The organism is Mesorhizobium sp. M0894, from assembly GCF_040319725.1.
Taxonomy (GTDB): domain Bacteria; phylum Pseudomonadota; class Alphaproteobacteria; order Rhizobiales; family Rhizobiaceae; genus Mesorhizobium.
On the sequence record NZ_JAMYOG010000027.1, the window covers coordinates 26,292 to 46,733 of the forward strand.

General features: G+C 63.3%; 15 protein-coding genes. 4 read left to right on the top strand and 11 right to left on the bottom strand.

Annotation, left to right across the window (positions count from 1 at the left end; genetic code table 11):
* Positions 1 to 62: 62 nt before the first annotated feature.
* From scpB to NKH91_RS29955, 6 genes are all read right to left on the bottom strand, one after another.
* Positions 63 to 842, bottom strand: coding sequence for an SMC-Scp complex subunit ScpB (gene scpB, locus NKH91_RS29930; protein WP_352844244.1), 780 nt, complete (start codon positions 840 to 842; stop codon positions 63 to 65).
* Entirely contained in the window at positions 839 to 1,639 is an 801-nt protein-coding gene (locus tag NKH91_RS29935) for a segregation and condensation protein A (protein WP_352482297.1), read from the bottom strand. Before NKH91_RS29935 ends, scpB begins: the two co-directional genes overlap by 4 nt.
* Positions 1,640 to 1,697: 58 nt before the next feature.
* Positions 1,698 to 2,717: a beta-N-acetylhexosaminidase gene (gene nagZ / locus NKH91_RS29940; protein WP_352844246.1), complete on the bottom strand. Its 1,020-nt coding sequence runs from the start codon at positions 2,715 to 2,717 to the stop codon at positions 1,698 to 1,700.
* A gap of 119 nt (positions 2,718 to 2,836) precedes the next feature.
* On the bottom strand, positions 2,837 to 6,505 hold the full coding sequence (locus tag NKH91_RS29945; RefSeq protein WP_352951027.1) for an SPOR domain-containing protein: 3,669 nt from the start codon (positions 6,503 to 6,505) through the stop codon (positions 2,837 to 2,839).
* Between the two features lie 103 nt (positions 6,506 to 6,608).
* Positions 6,609 to 8,366 (bottom strand): arginine--tRNA ligase, encoded by a 1,758-nt coding sequence (argS, locus tag NKH91_RS29950; protein ID WP_352885471.1) that lies wholly within the window; start codon positions 8,364 to 8,366, stop codon positions 6,609 to 6,611.
* A gap of 62 nt (positions 8,367 to 8,428) precedes the next feature.
* Positions 8,429 to 9,643 (bottom strand): deoxyguanosinetriphosphate triphosphohydrolase, encoded by a 1,215-nt coding sequence (locus NKH91_RS29955; protein ID WP_352844252.1) that lies wholly within the window; start codon positions 9,641 to 9,643, stop codon positions 8,429 to 8,431.
* A gap of 73 nt (positions 9,644 to 9,716) precedes the next feature.
* Here NKH91_RS29955 and erpA point away from each other — a divergent pair, with 73 nt between their 5' ends.
* From erpA to NKH91_RS29975, 4 genes are all read left to right on the top strand, one after another.
* Entirely contained in the window at positions 9,717 to 10,064 is a 348-nt protein-coding gene (gene erpA, locus NKH91_RS29960) for an iron-sulfur cluster insertion protein ErpA (protein WP_352467016.1), read from the top strand.
* Between the two features lie 2 nt (positions 10,065 to 10,066).
* Entirely contained in the window at positions 10,067 to 10,456 is a 390-nt protein-coding gene (locus tag NKH91_RS29965; protein ID WP_352495391.1) for a VOC family protein, read from the top strand.
* Between the two features lie 30 nt (positions 10,457 to 10,486).
* Positions 10,487 to 11,281: an exodeoxyribonuclease III gene (gene xth / locus NKH91_RS29970; RefSeq protein ID WP_023720052.1), complete on the top strand. Its 795-nt coding sequence runs from the start codon at positions 10,487 to 10,489 to the stop codon at positions 11,279 to 11,281.
* A gap of 77 nt (positions 11,282 to 11,358) precedes the next feature.
* On the top strand, positions 11,359 to 11,673 hold the full coding sequence (locus tag NKH91_RS29975; protein ID WP_023720051.1) for a hypothetical protein: 315 nt from the start codon (positions 11,359 to 11,361) through the stop codon (positions 11,671 to 11,673).
* Positions 11,674 to 11,697: 24 nt separating this feature from the next.
* Here the strand turns inward: NKH91_RS29975 and NKH91_RS29980 are convergent, their stop codons facing one another.
* The 5 genes from NKH91_RS29980 to NKH91_RS30000 all read right to left on the bottom strand — a co-directional run bounded on the left by NKH91_RS29980 (position 11,698) and on the right by NKH91_RS30000 (position 20,330).
* A complete protein-coding gene (locus NKH91_RS29980) occupies positions 11,698 to 12,534 on the bottom strand; it encodes a tetratricopeptide repeat protein (RefSeq protein WP_023678939.1) in 837 nt (278 codons plus the stop codon).
* The gene (gene ilvD, locus NKH91_RS29985) at positions 12,521 to 14,245 is read right to left on the bottom strand and encodes a dihydroxy-acid dehydratase (RefSeq protein ID WP_352495392.1); all 1,725 of its coding nucleotides are present in this window, start codon (positions 14,243 to 14,245) and stop codon (positions 12,521 to 12,523) included. The genes NKH91_RS29980 and ilvD overlap by 14 nt, the downstream gene beginning before the upstream one ends.
* A gap of 278 nt (positions 14,246 to 14,523) precedes the next feature.
* Positions 14,524 to 15,744 (bottom strand): OmpP1/FadL family transporter, encoded by a 1,221-nt coding sequence (locus NKH91_RS29990; protein ID WP_352482115.1) that lies wholly within the window; start codon positions 15,742 to 15,744, stop codon positions 14,524 to 14,526.
* 402 nt (positions 15,745 to 16,146) lie between these two features.
* Positions 16,147 to 18,930, bottom strand: coding sequence for a valine--tRNA ligase (locus NKH91_RS29995; protein WP_352844256.1), 2,784 nt, complete (start codon positions 18,928 to 18,930; stop codon positions 16,147 to 16,149).
* 536 nt (positions 18,931 to 19,466) lie between these two features.
* Positions 19,467 to 20,330 (bottom strand): PopZ family protein, encoded by an 864-nt coding sequence (locus NKH91_RS30000; RefSeq protein ID WP_352844258.1) that lies wholly within the window; start codon positions 20,328 to 20,330, stop codon positions 19,467 to 19,469.
* Between the last annotated feature and the right edge of the window lie 112 nt (positions 20,331 to 20,442).

Below are 20,442 nucleotides of genomic sequence, written 5' to 3' on the forward strand. Positions count from 1 at the left end.
CGGCGGCCCGCTACCAATCGGCGCAGTTCCATCCTGGCTGTGGCTTAAAGATGGCGCTCGTCTCAATCGTCCGTGACGCGCGGCGTCAAAAGGCCGAGTTCCTCGAGGTCGATGTCGGTCAGCGGATCCTCTTCGTCGGTGAGCGCATCGGGGTCGGCCGGCGGCAGCGGCACCGCGAAATTAGACGGCATGCGGCCGGACAGCAGCCCGGCACCTTTCAATTCCTCCATGCCGGGGAGATCGCGGATCTCCTCCAGCGCGAAATGGTCGAGGAAAATGTCGGTTGTGCCGTAGGTGACGGGACGGCCGGGCGTGCGGCGCCGGCCGCGCATCCTCACCCATTCCGTCTCCATCAGCGTGTCGAGCGTCCCCTTTGACGTCTCGACGCCACGGATGTCCTCGATCTCGGCGCGCGTCACCGGCTGGTGGTAGGCGATGATCGCCAGCACTTCGAGGGCGGCGCGGGACAGCTTGCGCTGCTGCACCGTGTCGCGGCTCATCAGGAAGGCGAGGTCGCCGGCGGTGCGGAAGGCCCAGGCATCGCCGACGCACACCAGATTGACGCCGCGCCGCGCATAGATCTGCTGCAGTTCGGCCATTGCCGCGGCAATGTTGATGCCGTCGGGCAGGCGCGCGGCGAGTTGTTTTTCGCTGACCGGCTCGGCGCTGGCGAATACGATCGCCTCGGCCATCCGCACGGCCTCCGCCATATGCAGCCGCTCGCCGGGATTCTGCGACAAATTCTGCCCCTGGTTTTGTGCCGGGTTCTCGGCAACCGCGCCTTGCTCGGCGTCGTCCTCGACTTTGAACGGAATGACCGAGGCGTTGGCGCGTTCGCTCATGGTGTCACCTCGACTATCTTGATGGCTTGAGCGCGGCCGCGCAGATAAAGCGGCGCGAACACCTGGTCCTGCCGCATCTCCATCTTGCCTTCGCGCACCAGTTCCAGCGTTGCGGCAAACGAGCTGGCGACAGCGGTGCGCCGCTCTTCCGGGCCGGCGAGATATTCGACCAGGAAACTGTCGAGCGCCGTCCAGTCGCGTAGCGACCCGATCAGCCTGATCAGCACGTCACGCGCATCCTTGAGCGACCACACGCCGCGCCTGGCGATCGTCACATTGGTGATCGCCTGCTTTTGGCGCTGCTGGGCATAGGCGGTCAACAAATCGTAGAGCGAGGCCGAATAGGCATTTCGCTTCTCGACGATGACCATTTCCGGCATGCCGCGCGCAAACACGTCGCGTCCGAGCCGGTTGCGGTTGACCAGCCGTGCCGCCGCGTCGCGCATCGCCTCCAGCCGCTTCAGCCGGAACTGCAGCACTGCCGCCAGTTCCTCGCCGCTTTCGCCTTCGTCGCCGGGCTGCTTGGGGATCAGGAGCTTCGACTTGAGGAAGGCCAGCCATGCCGCCATCACCAGATAGTCGGCGGCAAGCTCCAGCCGCAGCGCCCTCACCTTCTCGACGAAGGCCAGATATTGCTCGGCCAGCGCCAGGATCGAGATGCGCGACAGGTCGACCTTCTGGTTGCGGGCAAGATGCAGCAGAAGATCGAGCGGACCCTCGAAACCGGCCACGTCGACGACCAAAGCGGGATCGCCGGTCAGCCGGGAATCATCGTTCTCGGCCCACAGACGGTCCATCGGTGCGGCCTTGCCGGCCTTCAGGTCCAATGTTTCCGCCACTTCGCTTCCTTTGATGCTAGGCCACCGCGTCGAAATAACTGGCAAATTCGGCCCGAATCTCGGTCTCGTCCGCTACGTCACGGTTCCTGATATAGGTCAGCGCCCGCTCCGCGCGCTCAAACGACTTGCCTTCAAGTCCGGTCGTTCGCGATGCAATGCCGGCCATCTCCTCAAACACGCCGTTGCAGTGAAGGACCAGATCGCAGCCCGCCGCAAGGATAGCGGCCGCCTTTGACGGGAAATCCCCAGAAAGTGCCTTCATCGAGGTGTCGTCGCTCATCAACAGACCGTCGAAGCCGATTTCGCCGCGGATGATCTTTTCGATGACCTTGCCGGATGTCGTGGCCGGGTTCTTCGGGTCGATCGCGCTATAGACGACATGCGCCGTCATCGCCATCGGCAAATGGTTGAGCTCCCCGAACGGCGCAAAATCATGCCGCTGCAGGTCGCCGATCGAGGCGTCGACGGTCGGCAGTTCGAAATGCGTGTCGGCGAAGGCCCTTCCATGGCCGGGAATATGCTTCATCACCGGCAGCACGCCGCCCGCCATCAGGCCTTCCGCCGCGGCGCGACCCAATTCGATGACGGCGCGCGGCTCCTTGCCATAGGCGCGTGCGCCGATGACGTCGCTGGCGCCCTCGATCGGCACGTCGAGCACCGGCAGGCAATCCGCCGTGATGCCGTAGCGCAGCAGATCGAAGGCATGCAGCCGCGCCATCAGCCAGGCGGCACGGGTGCCGGCGTCATGGTCGTCGCGCCACAAGGCGCCGAGTGCGCCGGCAGCCGGATAGTTCGGCGCCAGCGGCGGCCGCAGGCGCTGCACCCGGCCGCCCTCCTGGTCAATGAATACCGGCGCATCCGCGCGCCCGACGCAGTCGCGCATGGCGGCGACCAGATCGCGGATCTGCTCGGTCTCGCCGATATTGCGCGCAAACAGGATGAAACCCCACGGGCATTCGTTGCGGTAGAAACGGATCTCGTCGCGGGTCAGTGATTTCCCGGCGCAGCCGAGGATCATGGATTTTGATTCGGTCATGCGGAACAGTTTAGAGCTTCGCGCCGACAAAGGGAATCGCCCGCAATTGCCTCCAGGGATTTCCGTTCACGCAAAAAAGCCGGCGCGAGCGCCGGCTTTTCGAGAGGTTTTTGGTGCCGCTAGTGGGACACGAAGCAATTGCCGCCGGCAGCCTTGTAGCTGGTGCACAGTTTGATCGCCTCGTTGCGCGACTGCGCTGGAACGCGGACGCGGTAGAAGGTGCCCTTGCCGGCAATTTCGGCCTTGACGATGTTGGCGGTGCGGCCGGAAAGCACGCTGCCGTAGCGGCGCTGCAGATCCTGATAAGTCGACTGGGCGCTTTCGACTGTCGGCTGCGAAGCGATCTGTATCGACCACGAACCAGCGCCGGCCGCGGCCGGATCGATGGAAGCAACCTGATCGGGCTTGACTTCGCCGACTACGTCGACCGGCTGGTCGGACGGACGCTGCGGCGCCACTGGGACCGTGGCCGGGGTGTTGGCGGACTGCTTGCTGGCTGAGGGCTGGGCCTTGGCTTCGGCCTTGGTGTCGGGCTTGGGCGCCGGCTGCAGCTTGGTGGTTTCGGCCTGATCGCCACTCGCCTGATCGCCACTCGGCTGGTCACCAATCTTCTGATCGCCAATCTTCGGATCACTTGTCATCTGCTCGATCAGGGGCACGGTGCCAGTCTGCGCGGCGGCGTCGGCCTGGGCCGACGGAGCCACGTGCTGCGGCGCCGGATCTGCCGGCTCGGCAGCAGCCATCTGCGGGGCGGCAGGCGCCGGATCCTCGCGCGCCACCAGCGAGCCGTCAGGTTTCACGACCATGGTCCGTACCTTGCGCGGCGCAACGGCGACGATCTCGGGGTTGGCACCCTTCTCGGCCTCCTGCAGAACCTGCGCGATGCGATCCTCGGACTTGGGCGCCGGTGCGGCGGCAGTTTCGGTACCGCCAGCGGCATTGGCGCCAAGCGCATCGGTGTCAGGCGCGTTGGTATCAGGCGCGTTGATACCAGAGGCGTTGGTGTCGGACGCCACTGTGCCGGGCGCGTCGAGATCGTCCGCGGCGTCGGGGTCATTGGGCGAAAGATCGACGACGCGGCTCTCCGGTTCGTTGGCTTTCAGGTCCACAGGCTCTTCGGTGTTGGTGACCAGCTTCTGCTGAACGGGCTCGGCGGGCTTGGCGCCCTTGACCACAGCGTCATAGACCTTGTTGTCCTGGTTCGGCACGACGGCGCCGCCTGGATTTTCCGGCTTGATCTTGATCGGCCTGTTGTCGGCCTTGACGATAATCGGCGCATCGCCGTCGCTCTTGCCGCCGAGGGTCAACGCAAAGGCGCCAAGGCCTCCGGCGATCGCCACCGCGCCGACTATCGCTCCTATCAGCAGCCCGCGCCTGCGCGGCCGCCTTTCGGCCTCGCGTTCGGCGAGGCCCGGGACCGACATCTCGTCGTCCAGTTCGGGATCGTAGTCGAGCTCATCGAAGGTGAAATCGTCGGCTTGCGAAACCGGCTGGCCACCGGGCAATGGGCCCAGATCGAAACCGTCCGCTGCATCGGCATAGGAAGCGGCCGCCGCGCTGACGGGGGCTTCCGCAGGCTTGGCGCCATAGGCGCGCGTCTCGCCACGATCTTGCTTATAACCAGACGCAAAGCCCGCATCGTATTCATCGTCATAGCCAGCACTGCGCACCGGGGCAGGCGCTATATCCGTGGCATTCATTTCGGTGAGAAGGCTGGCAAAATCGGCATCAAGATCGTCGTAGGCGGGCGCCACCGGCTCGTCATCGTCGAAGTTGAGCTCCGGAATGTCGAGATCGTCCGCCAGCGCCACGACGCGCTCGGGCACGTCGACCGTCTCGACATCGGGCATCTCGTCATACGCGGAAGGCTGTTGATGCGAGGTTGGTGCAGCTTCCGTGTAGGCGGGCCGATCGTCATAGGACGGCCTCTCTTCACGGGATGCCTGGCCTTCATAGGACGGCGCCTCTTCGACCGGTGCGGCCCGATAGGACGGCGCCCCAGCCGGCTGCGGCGGTGGTGCCGGACGCGCCGATGCCACCGGCTGGCTTGCAAAAGCGGGCTGAGGCTGTGCGACCGGCGTCACGCGGCTCCACGAGCGAGCCGGCTCGGGCGGTGTGGCGCGTGTCGTCGGCCAGTTCAGCGCATCGAGCGGGTCTTCTTCGGCAGCAGCTGCCGCACTCTTGTCGGCCGAGTCATGATCCAGGCCGATATTCCTGGCGAAGTCGGCATCGAGCGCATCGTTGTCCAAATCATCCGCAGGTCCGGCAGCGGCTTCAGCGCCGAAATCCTCGCCTTCAAGCTCATCCAAGAGGACACTGCCAAGATCGGCGTCATCGGCGGCACTGGACTGCTGCGGCTCAGCGGGCTCGTGCTCGTCGAGTTCCCAATCCAGCTCGTCGACAGGATGCACCGGTTCGTTGGTGACGTCTTCAGCCGCCACCATGGGCTGTTCAGCAGCCACTGCTGGCTCCTGAATTGCGGGCGCCACGGGCTGCTGAGCAGCAGCCATCACAGGCTTCTGGGCAGGCTGCTGGCTTGTCTGAGGTTCGTTGGCCGCTTGTGCCGGCCGTGTGCTCATTGCACCCAGCAGCGCGTTCAGCTCGTCTTCCAGGCTGCGTTCCTCAGCCACTGGGGCTGTCGGGACGACAGCGGCCGGCGCCACTGGTTCGGCCGCAACCTGCGCCACGGGCTCTTCGACGTCCTCCGCAAGCGCATCGTCGAGGCTCAGATCGAAATGGTCGTCGAACGCCGCTTCAGCAGCCGTGCCGGAAAGCCGGGCGGCCTCTGGTTCTTCGATTTCGGCAGGCTCGTTCGGGCGAACGTCTAAGTCCATGTCGACATCGGCCATGGCATCATCGAAATGGCCGGCAAAATTCTCATCGTCCGAAACCGCCTCAACCGGCGATGCCGGGGCGGCGACGGTTTCCGCCGGCTCATGCTCGTCGAACATCAGCTCGTCTTCGAGCGAGCTTGCAGCGGCATCGTCGAACTCGTCATCGAACGCAGGCTCGGCGGCTTGCGCCGCGGTTTCAACGGCGACGGCCTGCTCCATCGGCTCATGTTCTTCGAGCATCAGCTCGTCTTCGAGCGAGCTGGCCACGGCGTTGTCGAACTCATTGTCGAAGGCAGGCTCGTCGTCGAAGGCAGGCTCGTCGACCGGCGCGTATGCATCGGCTGCGGCCCTGGGTCCGTCCTCGCCCGTCGCCCCGATCTTACCCGTCACATCGTCGTCGAGCCGAAAATCCTGGTCGACAGGGCCGGCAAGTTCGTCGTCACTCGACAGGTCGTCCTCGAACGGCGACACGTCTTCGAGCGAGCCGGCGACGGCATTATCGAACTCGTCGTCGAACTCCGGCTCGACAGCGGGAGCGAACGACCTTTCGGGGCCGGAGGCAATTTCGTCGGCGGCAACAGGAGCGGCCGCAACAGGAGCAGCATCATCCACCGCACTGTCGTCGAACGCGAAATCCTGTTCGAACGAGGCGGCAAGCGCGTCCTCCATCTCATCCGTGCTAGCCGGTTCGGGTGCCGGCTCGCGAAACTCGACAGGGGAAGCATTGTCATTGGCGTCGGCGCCGAACTCGCCCATCAACTCCTTCTCGAGATCGATGTCGAAATCGCCCTCGCCCACCGGCGGCTCGACGGCAGCGGTTTTCGGCTGGGCCGGGGTTTGCGGTTTGACCGGCTGGCGCGGGTCGAACCCCATGATCCTGGTCAGTTCCGCGAACGGATCATCGTTGGCGATGTCGTTGTGGTCGGCTGCTCTCAGCTGGGTTCTGTCTGCCATTATTGTTCCCGAACTCGCACTCATTCGGACGCCATGGACGTCGCGTAGGGTTGGCCCTTACCAGCGCAATGTGGGCAAAAGGTGACAGGTTTTTTACTCAAACCTAACGCATTTCGGTGGGCGCATTGGCTCCGATCAGCGTCAGGCCGGACGTCAAAACGTCCGAAACAGCCTGCACCAGCCCTAGTCTGGCATGCGTCAATTGTCGGTCGTTAACCTTAACAAAACGTAAGTCGGGATTATCGGTGCCCCGGTTCCAGTGTCCGTGGAAGCTGGACGCGAGTTCGTAGAGGTAGAATGCCAGCCGGTGGGGCTCAAGCGCGAGCGCCGCGGCTTCGATCAGCCGCGGATATTCGGCAAGCTTCCTGATCAGGCCGATCTCGCCCTCATCGGTCAGCAAAGCCACTTCGGCGGCCAGCTGGTTGCGGTCGAACATGGCCTCGCCCAACTGCTCGCTTGCCTGCCGGAACACCGAATGGCAGCGCGCCGAGGCATACTGCACGTAGAACACCGGATTGTCCTTCGACTGCTCGGTCACCTTGGCGAAGTCGAAGTCGAGCGGCGCGTCGTTCTTGCGATAGAGCATCATGAAGCGAACTGCATCTCGTCCAACTTCTTCGATGACCTCCCGAAGAGTGACGAAATTCCCAGTTCGCTTTCCCATCCGCACCGGCTCGCCGGCGCGAAAAAGCCTCACCAGCTGGCAAAGCAGCACGGTAAGCTTGACCTCGTCGCCGGCAATCGCCCGGGCAAGCGCTTCCAGCCGTTTCACATAGCCGCCATGATCGGCGCCAAGCACATAGATCAGGTTGACGAAGCCGCGATCGACCTTGTCCTTGAGGTAAGCGACATCGGCGGCGAAATAGGTGAAGGTGCCGTCCGACTTGACCAGCGCCCGGTCCATATCGTCGCCGACCGCGGTCGAGCGGAACAGCGTCTGCTCGCGGTCCTCCCAGTCGTCCGGCTTCTCGCCCTTGGGCGGCGGCAGCTTGCCCTTGTAGATGTGGCCCTTCAGCGTCAGGTCGTTGATCGCCGAGCGGATCTTCTTTGCATTGTTGGCATGCAGCGTCCGCTCGGAGAAGAAGACGTCGTGATGCACGTTGAGCAGCGCCAGATCCTCACGGATCATCGCCATCATCGCGTCGATCGTCCTGTCCTTGACGATGGCAAGCGCCTCCTCGTCCGGCATCTGCAGCAGGGAGCGGCCGAATTCGCTGGCCAGCGCCCGGCCAACGGGGATCAGATAATCGCCTGGATAAAGCCCGGCCGGAATCTCGCCGATCTCATCGCCAAGCGCCTCGCGGTAGCGCAGCATGACCGAGCGTCCGAGCACGTCGATCTGCGAACCGGCATCGTTGATGACATATTCCTTGGTCACGTCGTAACCGGCGAAGGCCATCAGGTTGGCGAGCGCGTCGCCGACCACGGCACCCCGGCAATGGCCGACATGCATCGGTCCGGTCGGGTTGGCCGAGACATATTCGACATTGGTTTTCTTGCCGCCGCCGACCGTCGAGCGGCCGTAATTGCGGCCTTCGCCGAGCAGCGCCGTCAGATGCGCCTGCCAGAAGCCGTCCTTGAGCCTGAGATTGACGAAGCCCGGGCCGGCGATCTCGGCGGCCGCGATATCTTCGTCGACGCGTAGCGCCTCGGCCAGCCTTTCGGCCAGCGCGCGCGGATTCTGGCCGGTCGGCTTGGCCAACACCATGGCAGCGTTGGTCGCGAGGTCGCCATGGCTGGCATCGCGCGGCGGCTCGACGGCGATGCGCGACAGGTCCGGCGGCACGCCATCCTTGTCTTTCAAATCAAGCGCTTCGACGGCCTTTATGATTCGCGCGTTGAAATCGGCGAAGATGTTCATTGCTATGGCTCTGACGGTTTTGCAGGGGATCCGGCTCGTTGGCCGGCAAAATCGCGCCCGCCCTAGCTCAAATCCGGCGTATGGTCAAACAAACGCCTGTGTTCCTTGAGTGCATACGTGTCCGTCATGCCGGCCAGGAAATCGGCAACACTGCGCGCCTTGACGCGATCCTCTGCCCGGTCGAGCCCTTCGCGCCAGCCATCCGGCATGGCGCGCGGATCGGCGAAATAGACGTCGAACAGGTCCCTGACGATCTGGTCGGCCTCAGCGCGCACCCGCATGACCTCCGCGTGCCGATAGAGATGCTTGTAGAGAAAGGCCTTCAGCTCCTTTTCCGATACGGCCGTCTCGGCGGAGAAGCTCACCATCGTCTCGCCGGCCGCCCTTACCGCCTCGGCGCTGTCGGGCTTGATGCGCGCCAGATTGGCCGTCGTCGAGACGATCACGTCCTCGACCATGATAGTGATCTGCCGGCGCATCAGCTCGTGGCCGGTGCGTACGTCATCGAGCGCCGGATAGCGCTCACGCACCCCCTTGAGGATCGACCCCGGCAGCGAGAGGTCCTCCAGCATGTCCAGCGTCAGCAGCCCTGCCCTCAGCCCGTCGTCGATGTCATGGGTGTTGTAGGCGATGTCGTCGGCAATCGCCGCGCACTGCGCCTCGATACCGGCGAAGCGGTCGAGCTCGAGGTCGTGCAGTTCGGAATAGTCGCGGATCGCCTGCGGCACCGGCCCCTTCAGCCCTTTGCCCTTGGCATCGGTCAGTGGGCCATTGTGCTTGACCAGCCCCTCCAGCGTTTCCCAGGTGAGGTTCAGCCCATCGAACTCGGCATAGCGCCGCTCCAGCCGCGTCACCACGCGCAGCGATTGCGCATTGTGGTCGAAGCCGCCCCAGGCGGCCATCTTCTCGTTCAGCGCGTCCTCGCCGGTATGGCCGAAGGGTGTGTGGCCGAAGTCGTGCACCAGGGCCACCGCCTCGGCCAGGTCCTCGTCGCCGCGCAGTGCCCGCGCCAGAGCGCGTGCAATTTGCGCCACCTCGATCGAATGCGTCAGCCTTGTGCGGTAATGGTCGCCTTCGTGTGCGACGAACACTTGCGTCTTGTGCTTCAGCCGGCGGAACGCCGTCGAATGGATGATGCGGTCGCGGTCGCGCTGGAACGGCGTGCGCGTCGGGCTTTCCACCTCGTCGAACAGCCGGCCGCGCGACTTCGCCGGGTCGCTGGCATAGGCCGCGCGCGGCCGATAGCCGAATCCGATGTCGCCCAACTCGTTGGTCATAGCGTATGCCGCAGTTGACTTGCCCCGTCGCGCTTCATACCTATCATACGAAACCGAAAGCAAGGTGACGCCCATGGGCGCTGATGCCAAGACCGCCATGAAAGTCGAGATGACCGACGCCGCCGCCAAGCGGATCGCCAAGATCGTGGCGAGCGAAGCCGGCAAGACGGCCCTGCGCGTCTCGGTCGAGGGCGGCGGCTGTTCCGGCTTCTCCTACAAGTTCGATCTGGTCGATAGGCGCAATGATGACGACGTCGCCATCGAGAAGGACGGCGCAACCGTGCTGATCGACGACCTGTCGCTGGTCTATATGGGCGGCTCGGTGATCGATTTTGTCGACGATCTGATGGGCCAGTCGTTCCAGATCAGGAACCCCAATGCGGTCGCCTCCTGCGGCTGCGGCACCAGCTTCTCGATCTAGAAATGCCCGACATCGGCGCGGTCCGTCAGATCGCGCTTTCCGCCGGACGCGACCTCGACGCAACGCTGGCCTTCTGGCGCGAGGTGCTCGGCATGAGTCTGCATGCGCGTTTCGATCCTCCAGGCATCGCCTTCATCATGGCAGGTGACGTGCGCCTGCTTTTCACCGACGGCCTGCCGGCCGGCACCGTCTATCTCGACATATCGGACCTCGAAGAGTTCCACGCTTCGGCAAGGGCCGCCGGTGTTCCCTTCACCGCGCCGCCGGCGCTCGTCCATCGCGACACCGAAGGCCTGTTCGGCCAGGCGGGGGAAAGCGAGTGGATGGCCTTCCTAAAGGACCCGGCAGGCAATACGATCGGCCTTGTCGAACGTCACCCGCCGGATCGCTAGTCTCCGGACCACCAGCCTATCGAGGACGTCATGAAAATCGTCACCTGGAACATCAACGGCGTCCGCGCCCGCATCGGCAATTTGACCCATTGGCTGACGGAAAGCGCGCCCGACATCGCCTGCCTGCAGGAGATCAAGACGGTCGACGAGCAATTTCCTCGCGCCGAGATCGAGGCGCTCGGCTACAATGTCGAGACCTACGGCCAAAAAGGCTTCAACGGCGTCGCCATCCTGTCGAAGCTGCGTTTCGACGAGGTCAATCGCGGCTTGCCGGGCGACGATGCCGACGAGCAGGCGCGTTTCATCGAAGGCGTGTTCTCGACCGACAAGGGCGCCTTGCGGGTTGCCTCTATCTATCTGCCGAACGGCAACCCAATCGACGACGAGAAGAAGTTCTCCTACAAGCTTTCCTGGATGACGCGGCTGGAGCGCTGGGCCGAGGAGCGGCTTGCACTGGAAGAGCCGCTGGTCCTGGCCGGCGACTACAATGTCATTCCTGAGCCGGCCGATGCGAAATATCCGGAAAACTGGCTAAGCGACGCGCTGTTCCAGCCCGCAACGCGGCAGGCGTTCCGGCGGCTGAAGAATCTCGGCTTCACCGAAGCCGTGCGTGCCGTCACCGACGCCCCCGACGTCTTTACGTTCTGGGACTATCAGGCCGGCGCCTGGCAGAAGAACAACGGCATCCGCATCGACCACCTGCTTCTGTCGCCCGAAGCCGCCAATTGGTTTTCCTCGGCTTCGATCGAAAAACAGGTGCGCGCCTGGGAAAAACCCTCCGACCATGTGCCGGTGGCGATCGATCTGGCGCTGCGGCCGGCCTGATCGGAGCTGCTGTCCGGCGGCACATTGAGAAGTTGACCTCTTATCGCCACAAATCGCGCGCTTGATGAGAAATCATCATGGTGGCTGGGGTTCCCATGACTATCCGACTTGCACTTTGCACGTGTGCCGCGGCGCTCGCTTTTGGCGCGATGCCGGCCGTTGCCGCTCCGCTATGCCTTGCCAATGGCAAATCGTTCCAGATCGGTCAAATGGCCTGCCTGACACTTGCCGGACAAAGCCACCTCGCCCGCTGCGAGATGGTGCTCAACAACACGTCCTGGACAAAGCAGCGGGACGGCTGCCCGGAGAACACACTGGCCCCGCATCTGCAAGGCACGCCGATATCAACACCGGCGCCCGGCGGCGTGCCGGCGAAACCGACCGAGAACTGATTTAAATCGACAAATCCCGCCGGCCTACTGGTCGCCGCCACCCTTGGTCAGGATGTCGTCGGCCAGCGAAATCGCGGTGCGACGGTCGGCTTCGCCGGCGGCGGCAAACGCTTCTTCCTGCATGCCGCGGATCCATGGCTGGTCGGCGGGTGAGGCTCGTTCGAGTGCCGCGGTCATCATCGCCAGCCCGCGGACGATCTTGCCGCTTTGGAAAAGCAGGTTGCCGAGCGTCGCCTGCGCGCCCGCATGGCCCTTTTCGGCCGCCAGCTGGAACCAGCGTCCGGCCTGCTTGACGCTGGCCTTGACGCCGCCCTCGCCCTTGAGGAACATCTGGCCCATCTCGAACTGGGCGTTCGGATTGCGGTAGTTGGCGGCGGCACGCATGTAATATTCCTGGGCCGCCACCTCGTTCTCCTCGACGGGGCTGCCGGGAATGCCTTTCCTCAGATAGTCGCCAAGCGCCACCAGCGCGTCCGAAACATAGCTTTCCTCGGGCGAACCGGGCTCGACGTCCTGGTCGACGATCTCGCTGAAGAACTTGAACGCCGCGTAGTCGTCTCGCGCCACGCCATCGCCTTCGGCATACATGCGCGCAAGCTTCCAGGTGGCGCCGATCTGGCCGTTCTCGGCGGCATATTTGTAGGCTTCCGCGGCCTGCTCCTTATGGCCGTTCTTGTAAGCGGAAAAGCCGAACTGGAACACCGCCCACGGGCTCGACTGCGGCTTCACGCCGGTCTTGTCGTCGAACACCTTGTCGTCGAAGGCCATGGCCTGGCCGACGGCGCCTAAGGTCGCGCCAAACGTGGCGAGCGCAACCAGTGCCGAAAGGACAGACGACCTCAACAACTCAGATGTCCGCATAGCAGTGTGTTTCTTTGGCACCGCCCGGATGGGTGACCGCGCCGTCGCGGGCAGATCCGACCGTCTGTGCGTATTTCCAGATCGCGCCCGACTGATAGTCGGTCGTGCGCGCCTTCCATGCTTTTGCCCTCGCCGCCAGTTCGGCTTTGGACAATGCAACCTCGATCGTGCCGTTCACCGCATCGATCGAGATCAAGTCGCCGTCTTTCAGAAGCCCGATCGGGCCACCGACGGCCGCTTCCGGCCCGACATGGCCGATGCAGAAACCGCGCGTCGCGCCAGAAAAACGCCCGTCGGTGATGAGCGCCACCTTGCCGCCCATGCCCTGGCCGTAGAGAGCCGCCGTCGTCGACAGCATTTCGCGCATGCCCGGGCCGCCGCGCGGACCCTCGTAACGGATGACGAGAACCTCGCCTTCGCTATAGTTACGGCGCGTAACCGCCTCGAAACATTCCTCTTCCGAATCGAAGCAGCGCGCCGGACCCGAGAATTTGAGTTCCGCCATGCCTGCGACCTTCACGATCGCGCCTTCGGGGGCAAGGTTACCCTTCAAGCCCACGACCCCGCCGGTCTGGGTAATCGGCTTGTTGGCGGGACGGACCACATCCTGGCTGTCATTCCAGGAAACATGTTCCATATTTTCGGCCAAAGTGCGGCCGGTCACCGTCAGGCAATCGCCATGAAGATAGCCATGGTCGAGCAGCGTCTTCATCAAGAGCGGAATGCCGCCGGCCTCGAACATGTCCTTGGCGACGTATTTGCCGCCCGGCTTGAGGTCGGCGATGTAGGGTGTCTTTTCGAATATCCTGGCCACGTCGAAAAGGTCGAACTTTATCCCGGCTTCGTGCGCGATCGCCGGCAGATGCAGCGCCGCGTTGGTCGAGCCGCCGGTGGCCGAGACCACGGTCGCGGCATTTTCCAACGCTTTCATAGTAACGATGCCGCGAGGGCGGATGTTCCTTGCGATCAACTCCATGATCTTTTCGCCGGAAGCGAAATTGAAGCGGTCGCGCATCTCGTAGGGTGCCGGCGCGCCGCAGGAATAGGGCAGCGCCAGGCCGATCGCCTCAGCGACGGTGGCCATGGTGTTGGCGGTGAACTGGGCGCCGCAGGAGCCGGCCGACGGACACGCGGCTTGCTCGATTTCTAGCAGTTCGGCGTCGCCGATGGTGCCGACCGAATGCTGGCCGACCGCCTCGAATACGTCCTGCACGGTGATCTGCCGGCCACGGTAGCTGCCGGGCAGGATCGAGCCGCCATAGATGAAGATCGACGGCACGTTGAGGCGCACCATAGCCATCATCATGCCGGGCAGCGACTTGTCGCAACCGGCCAGGCCGACCAGCGCATCGTAGCAATGGCCGCGCATGGTAAGCTCGACTGAATCGGCGATGACCTCGCGTGACACCAGCGACGACTTCATGCCCTGGTGGCCCATGGCGATGCCGTCGGTGACGGTGATGGTGCAGAATTCGCGCGGCGTGCCTTTGGCGGCCGCCACGCCCTTCTTGACCACTTGCGCCTGGCGCATCAGTGAGATGTTGCAAGGTGCGGCCTCGTTCCAGCAGCTGGCGACACCAACCAGCGGCTGCGCGATCTCGGCCGCCGACAGCCCCATCGCATAGAGGTAGGAGCGATGCGGCGCCCGCTCGGGACCAACGGTCACGTGACGGCTTGGCAGCTTGGCCTTGGAGATCGCTCTGGCGTCCATACTCGTCCTTGCCGCGGGCGGTGCGGCCTGTCTCTTCGCCTAGCCTTTTGGCGCGTGTCCCGAGACAAGTTCGAGGTGCGCCGGGTTTATGGCGGGAAATGGGCAATGTTCCCAGGCGGCCGGGTGGCGCGAGGGTTGTTCAGAAACTGTTGCCGAAACGTCACAATTATCGGAGCGAACATCATGGGGGCAATTGTTGCGCTGGCCGAATGACGGATGACGCACCGAACGAAACGACCGGGCAGTGCCCGGCCGTTTTGTCGTTTAAAAATTTGTAGTTAGAACTTGATCTTGACGGAAGCCGAACCGGCGAGAAGCAGGTCGTTGCCGTAGGTATAGGTGACGGCATTTGCCACGTCGCCGACACCGCTGAAAGTCGATGACCCGCTCGTCAGCACACCGATCGAGCCGCCGAGCCTGACCTCGACCTGGTCGTTCGGCGAATAGGAGACGCCGCTGGCCACGGCCCAGGTATCCGACTGATAGCCGGAGGTCGTCGAGGTGCCGCGATCCCAGGTCAGCGAAACCACGCCCGACAATTGGTCGGTGAACTTGTGACCGATACCGCCCGTGATCGTCCAGCCGTCGCGATAAAGCAGGTCGAATGAAACGGGCGAGGGAGCACCGGTTACCGGACTGCGCACGCCATTGATGGCAATGACGCCAAGCTTGCTCCACTCCTGCCAGCGGATGGAACCAAAGGCCAGCCAGCCAGGAGCTATACCGCTCTGCAGCTTGAATTCCAGAGCCTGAGGTATCTCGGCCGACGCCGAGACTGGGTACACGCCGGTAGAGCCAGGAACCAGATCCGCTGGAAAGGCGCCCCTGAAGCCGGTCGTGTCGACCGTTCCCGACAGCCCGTCATATTTATAGCTGGAAGAGTACATCAGGCTGGCGCGCAGAGCGATCTCGGGGATCTCATAGGCTGCGCCCGCACGCCAACCCCATGCCTCGTCGGACAGCTTGAAGACGCCGAGGCCGGTATTGCCGAAGGCGAGCAGTGTCTGGCGGGACAGAAACGCGTCGACCTGCTGGTAGGAGACACCGCCAATGAATCGTATGGCGCCCTTGCCGACGTTCACCTTGTAAGAGCAGGTGAGACCGAAATCGTCTGTGTCGACGGAGTATTTGACCGCTGTCGGCGAATAGGCGTTGTTCATGCCGAAATTTGCGTCCGCACCATACGGTCTGGTATAGGTGGCAAGACAGTCTACGGGCTCAAAGATGTTGGCCTTGATGCCGACATGCGGCACCGCATAGTCGCCACCAACATCCACCGCCGACGTCGACAGCCCCGAGCCGTCCAGACGCTGCACATTTTTGAGCGTGCGTTGGGGCGAAACATAGGTGACGCCTGCATCGAACGAATATGGCGCCGCGTCGAACAGCTGGTCGATGTTGACGCCGCCCCGGTCAAAGCCTCCGGAGTGCGCCGTCCCGACCAAAGCCAGCGAAAAGGCCGCTGCGCCCAGCAGCGCTTTCAGACGCGAATAACACATGAATCTCCTCCCCGAATGTCATTCCATCAAGCTAGAACCAATTCAGGTTAATGGCGCAACAACGAATTCGCCGTGCGTACATGTACACCCTGGCCGAACGCATTTCCGACAAGGTGTCGGCCTTCTCGACAAGGCGGGAAAATGGCTGGCTCGGTACAAATCAATGAGAAAAATCGGGAAAATCGCCTAAATCACGACAAAACTGGGCATTTCGCGTGCGCAGCCACCCATTGTTACATTATGGCAACAATGGGGCAAAAACATTCAGTTTGCCTCAAGATTTACGCTGCGGAATGCCTGTTTTCGTGGCAGGAAGCCCATCTGGAAAGCAGATTCGTGACCCGGCGAATCTGCTCGATCAGCCGGCCCAATTTGCTCTATCAGCCGGCCCAATTTGTTCGATCAGCCGGCATCGCGCACCCGCGTCAATGCCACCGAAAGCTTCTCTTGCGCCTCGCGATATTCGGCGAGTTTTTCGCGCTCGGCCTCCACCACCTCGTCCGGTGCGTTGGCGACGAATTTCTCGTTGGACAGCTTCTTGTAAAGCCGCGCAATTTCCTCGGTCACCTTGGCAAGTTCCTTCTGCAGGCGCGCTGCCTCGGCTGTAACGTCGATCAGGCTGCCGAGCGGCAGGCAGATGGTCGCCTCGTTGACGACGATCTGGGCGGAGCCCTTGGGCGCCGCATTGACCAGCGAGATGTCGCCGACCCGCGCCAGCCGCTTGATGGCCGATGCCTGGCGCTCAAGCCTTTGGTGGGTCGTTTCATTGGCACCGATCACCATCAGGGGCGCGATCGCCGCCGGCGGCACGTTCATTTCCGAACGCACCGAGCGGATGCCGGAGACGAGATCGACCAGCCAGTTGATATCGGCGGCGGCCTCCTCGTCCTCGAAGTCGGGCGACGGCCAAGCCGCATGACAAAGCAGCGACGGCCGTTGCCTGCCTTCGCCGGCGGTTTCGGCCCACAGTTCCTCGGTCATGAACGGCATCATCGGATGCAGCAGCTTGTAGATCTCGTCCAGCACGAAGGCGACGCATGCCCTGCTCTCGGCCTTGGCGGCCTCGTCGGTGCCCATGAACACCGGCTTCAGCAGTTCCAGGTACCAGTCGCAGAACTGGTTCCAGACGAACCGGTAGGCAGCACCCGCCGCCTCGTTGAAGCGGTACGAGGTGATGCCGTCGGTTATGTCGCGCGCGGCTCGCGTCAGCTCCGTCAGGATCCAGCGGTTGACCGCCAGCTTGGCGTCCTGCAGCCAGAAATCGTCGTCGCGCGCCACTTCGTTCATCTCGGCGAAGCGCGTCGCGTTCCACAGCTTGGTGCCGAAATTGCGATAGCCGGCAATGCGGGCCGGATCGAGCTTAACGTCGCGCCCTTGCGCTGCCATCACCGTCAAGGTGAAGCGCAGCGCATCGGCGCCATATTCGTCGATGAGGTCGAGCGGATCGATGACGTTGCCTTTCGACTTCGACATCTTCTGTCCATTCTTGTCGCGAACCAGCGCATGCACATAAACGGTATGAAACGGCTCCTGGTCCATGAAATGCAGGCCCATCATCATCATGCGGGCGACCCAGAAGAAGATGATGTCGAAACCGGTGACCAGCACGTCGGTCGGGTAATAGGTCTCCAGCTCCGGCGTCTGGTCCGGCCAGCCGAGCGTCGAGAACGGCCACAGCGCCGACGAGAACCATGTGTCGAGCACGTCCTCGTCGCGGGTCAGGATCTCGCCAGGCTGGAAATTCTCGAGTTTGTCCTCGACCCAGGCCTTCCACGGCCCTTCCAGCGCCAGATAATATTCGACGGCGGCACCGAGCGCTTCTTCCTCGGTCTTTTCGACAAAGACATGCCCGTCCGGCCCGTACCAGGCAGGGATCTGGTGGCCCCACCAGAGCTGGCGCGAAATGCACCAGGGCTGGATGTTCTCCATCCAGTCGAAATAGGTCTTTTCCCAGTTTTTGGGCACGAAATTGGTGCGGCCCTCGCGCACCGAGGCGATCGCCGGCTTGGCCAGTTCCGCCGCATTGACATACCACTGGTCGGTCAGAAACGGCTCGATCGGCACGCCGCCGCGGTCGCCGTGCGGCACCGCATGGCGATGCGGCTCGACCTTTTCGAGAAAGCCGCCCGCCTCCATCAGCTCGACGATCTTCTTGCGCGCATCGAAACGGTCCAGGCCATCGAGGCCGTCCCAGACGGCCTGGCGCTCCGGCGTCACTTCCAGTCCGGCCAGAAAGTCCTCATTGTCCTTGAGGCTCACCGCCGCATTGACGGTGAGGATGTTGACCGCCGGCAGCCGGTGGCGCTTGCCGACCTCGAAGTCGTTGAAGTCATGCGCCGGTGTGATCTTGACCGCACCGCTGCCTTTTTCGGGATCGGAATACTCGTCCGCCACCACCGGGATCTTGCGGCCGACGATCGGCAGGATGAGGTTCTTGCCGACGAGATGCCGGAAACGCTCGTCGTCGGGGTGGACTGCGACAGCCGTATCGCCCAGCATCGTCTCGGGGCGGGTCGTCGCAACGGTGATGAAGGTCTTCGGATTTTCCGGATCGAAGGTCATGCCTTCGATCGGATAGCGGAAGTGCCAGAGGTTGCCGTTGACCTCCTGCTGCTCGACCTCGAGATCCGAGATGGCGGTCAACAGCTTCGGGTCCCAGTTCACAAGGCGCTTGTCCTTGTAGATCAGCCCTTCCTTGTAGAGCGTCACGAACACTTCGAGCACTGCCTTCGACAGGCCCTCGTCCATGGTGAAGCGCTCGCGGCTCCAGTCGGCCGAGGCCCCGAGCCGCTTCAGCTGGTTGAGGATGGCGCCACCGGACTCGGCCTTCCACTCCCACACCTTGTCGATGAACTCATCGCGCGTCAGGTCGCGGCGATGGATCTGCTTTTCCATCAGCTGGCGCTCGACCACCATCTGCGTGGCGATGCCGGCATGATCCATGCCCGGCTGCCACAAGACGTTCTTGCCGCGCATGCGCTCGAAGCGCACCAGAATGTCCTGCAGCGTGTTGTTGAGCGCATGGCCCATATGCAGCGAGCCGGTGACGTTCGGCGGCGGGATGACGATGGTGAAGGCTTCAGCCCCCTCCTCGGCGCCGGCACCGGCCCGAAACGCGTCGGCCTCTTCCCATATCCTGGCAATCTTCGGCTCGACGGCTTTGGCGTCGTAGGTCTTTTCGAGCATGGGAAAACGGTCCGCGCTGTCCGGAATTTGTGGTCCGGTGTAAATCGGAAGGTTGTTGCCAAGTCAACCGCAAGGGCGGCATGGCCAAATAGATAGCGCTGGGATGGTTAGGTGCAACTCGCGGAAGTGATCGTTGCAAGGCAATCGCTTCAGGTTGCACTGCCCCTCATTGCCCTGCCTTGCAGCATTGGTGGTTGGCGAAAGCCAAAGCGTCATCCGATCTCCCTTCTTGCGGGGGAGATGTCCGGCAGGACAGAGGGGGGTGGGAAGGATCGCCACCTTCGACGTCTGTCTTCCCCAATCTCGGAAATTCAATTGCCTGCAGGCGTAGCTGCGATCGTTGAGAGGCCGGAGGGACAGCACCCCCCTCTGCCCTGCCGGGCATCTCCCCCGCAACGGGGAAGATTGGATGCTTCGCCGATGGCGCCTGTCGGCAGGGCGGATGAGGGGCAGCGGCGATTTCGACACCGGAGGGGTGGCGTCCAAACTCAATAAAGACGCCGCCTGGAGACAGCCTTTGGTCCTGGTTTCTGAACTTACTGCGCGCCGCGCGCGACGCGCTCGATTTCCTCGCGCACCAGCCGCTCGACCAGCGTCGGCAGGTTGTTGTCCAGCCAGTCCTGCAGCATCGGCCGCAGCATCTCCTCGGCCATCTCGTCGAAGGTCTTCTTGCTGCGGCTGGCAAATGCGTCTGAAAGCTCGCCGAAGGCGGCGGCAACCTGCCGCCCCGTATGTTCCGAAAGGATCGCCGGCCGAGAGTACGGCGCCTCGCTGGCCGCCGAACTCGCCAATCCCATTTTCGAAGGTCCCGGGCCGATTTTCGAAGGTTCCAGGCCGCTTTCCGAAGACTGCGGCCCATTTTCAGAAGGCTCCGGCGCAGGTCCAGCAGTCGCCTCGTCTTCGAAAACCTCGGCTTTTGGCCCGGCGTCCGGCGTCCGGGGTGGCTCGGCCCGGTCCGGCTTGGCCATCGCGTCGTCGACCGCTGCGATCTCGCGCCGCCAATCGGCAATGATGGTGTCCGTCGTCTCGGCAGCCTTGGCCGTCGCAGGCCGATCCGGCTTTGCGGGCGGTTCGGGAGCGGTGTTCACCTCAGCCAGAGTGACCGGCGCTTTTGCCGGGCCGGGACGCACTTCCGTATACGCATTGACGGGCGCGGATGATGGCTGCACCTCGGCCCGCGTGGCCGGCTTGGCGATCTCCAGTCCGCCGCGCAGTTCGGAACGGAACGCATCGCCCTCCGCTGCCCGTCCGGCTGCCGGCGCCGGTTGCAGATCCTGGCGCAGCTCGTCCGCGTCGCCCGGCTGCTTGCGGCCGGTATCGCTGTCCTCGATGATCCTTCTGATGGAAGCCAGTATCTCTTCCATGGAAGGTTCGCGCTGTACGCTGCTTGCCGTCGCCATCGTCACATCCGCCGCCCTTGTGACTCGTTCTCAGATTTCCTGTCCGGCAATGCCGGATTCGAATCATGGCGACAGCGTAACCGACGGAACGCCCTGCGAGAATCCCCAATCT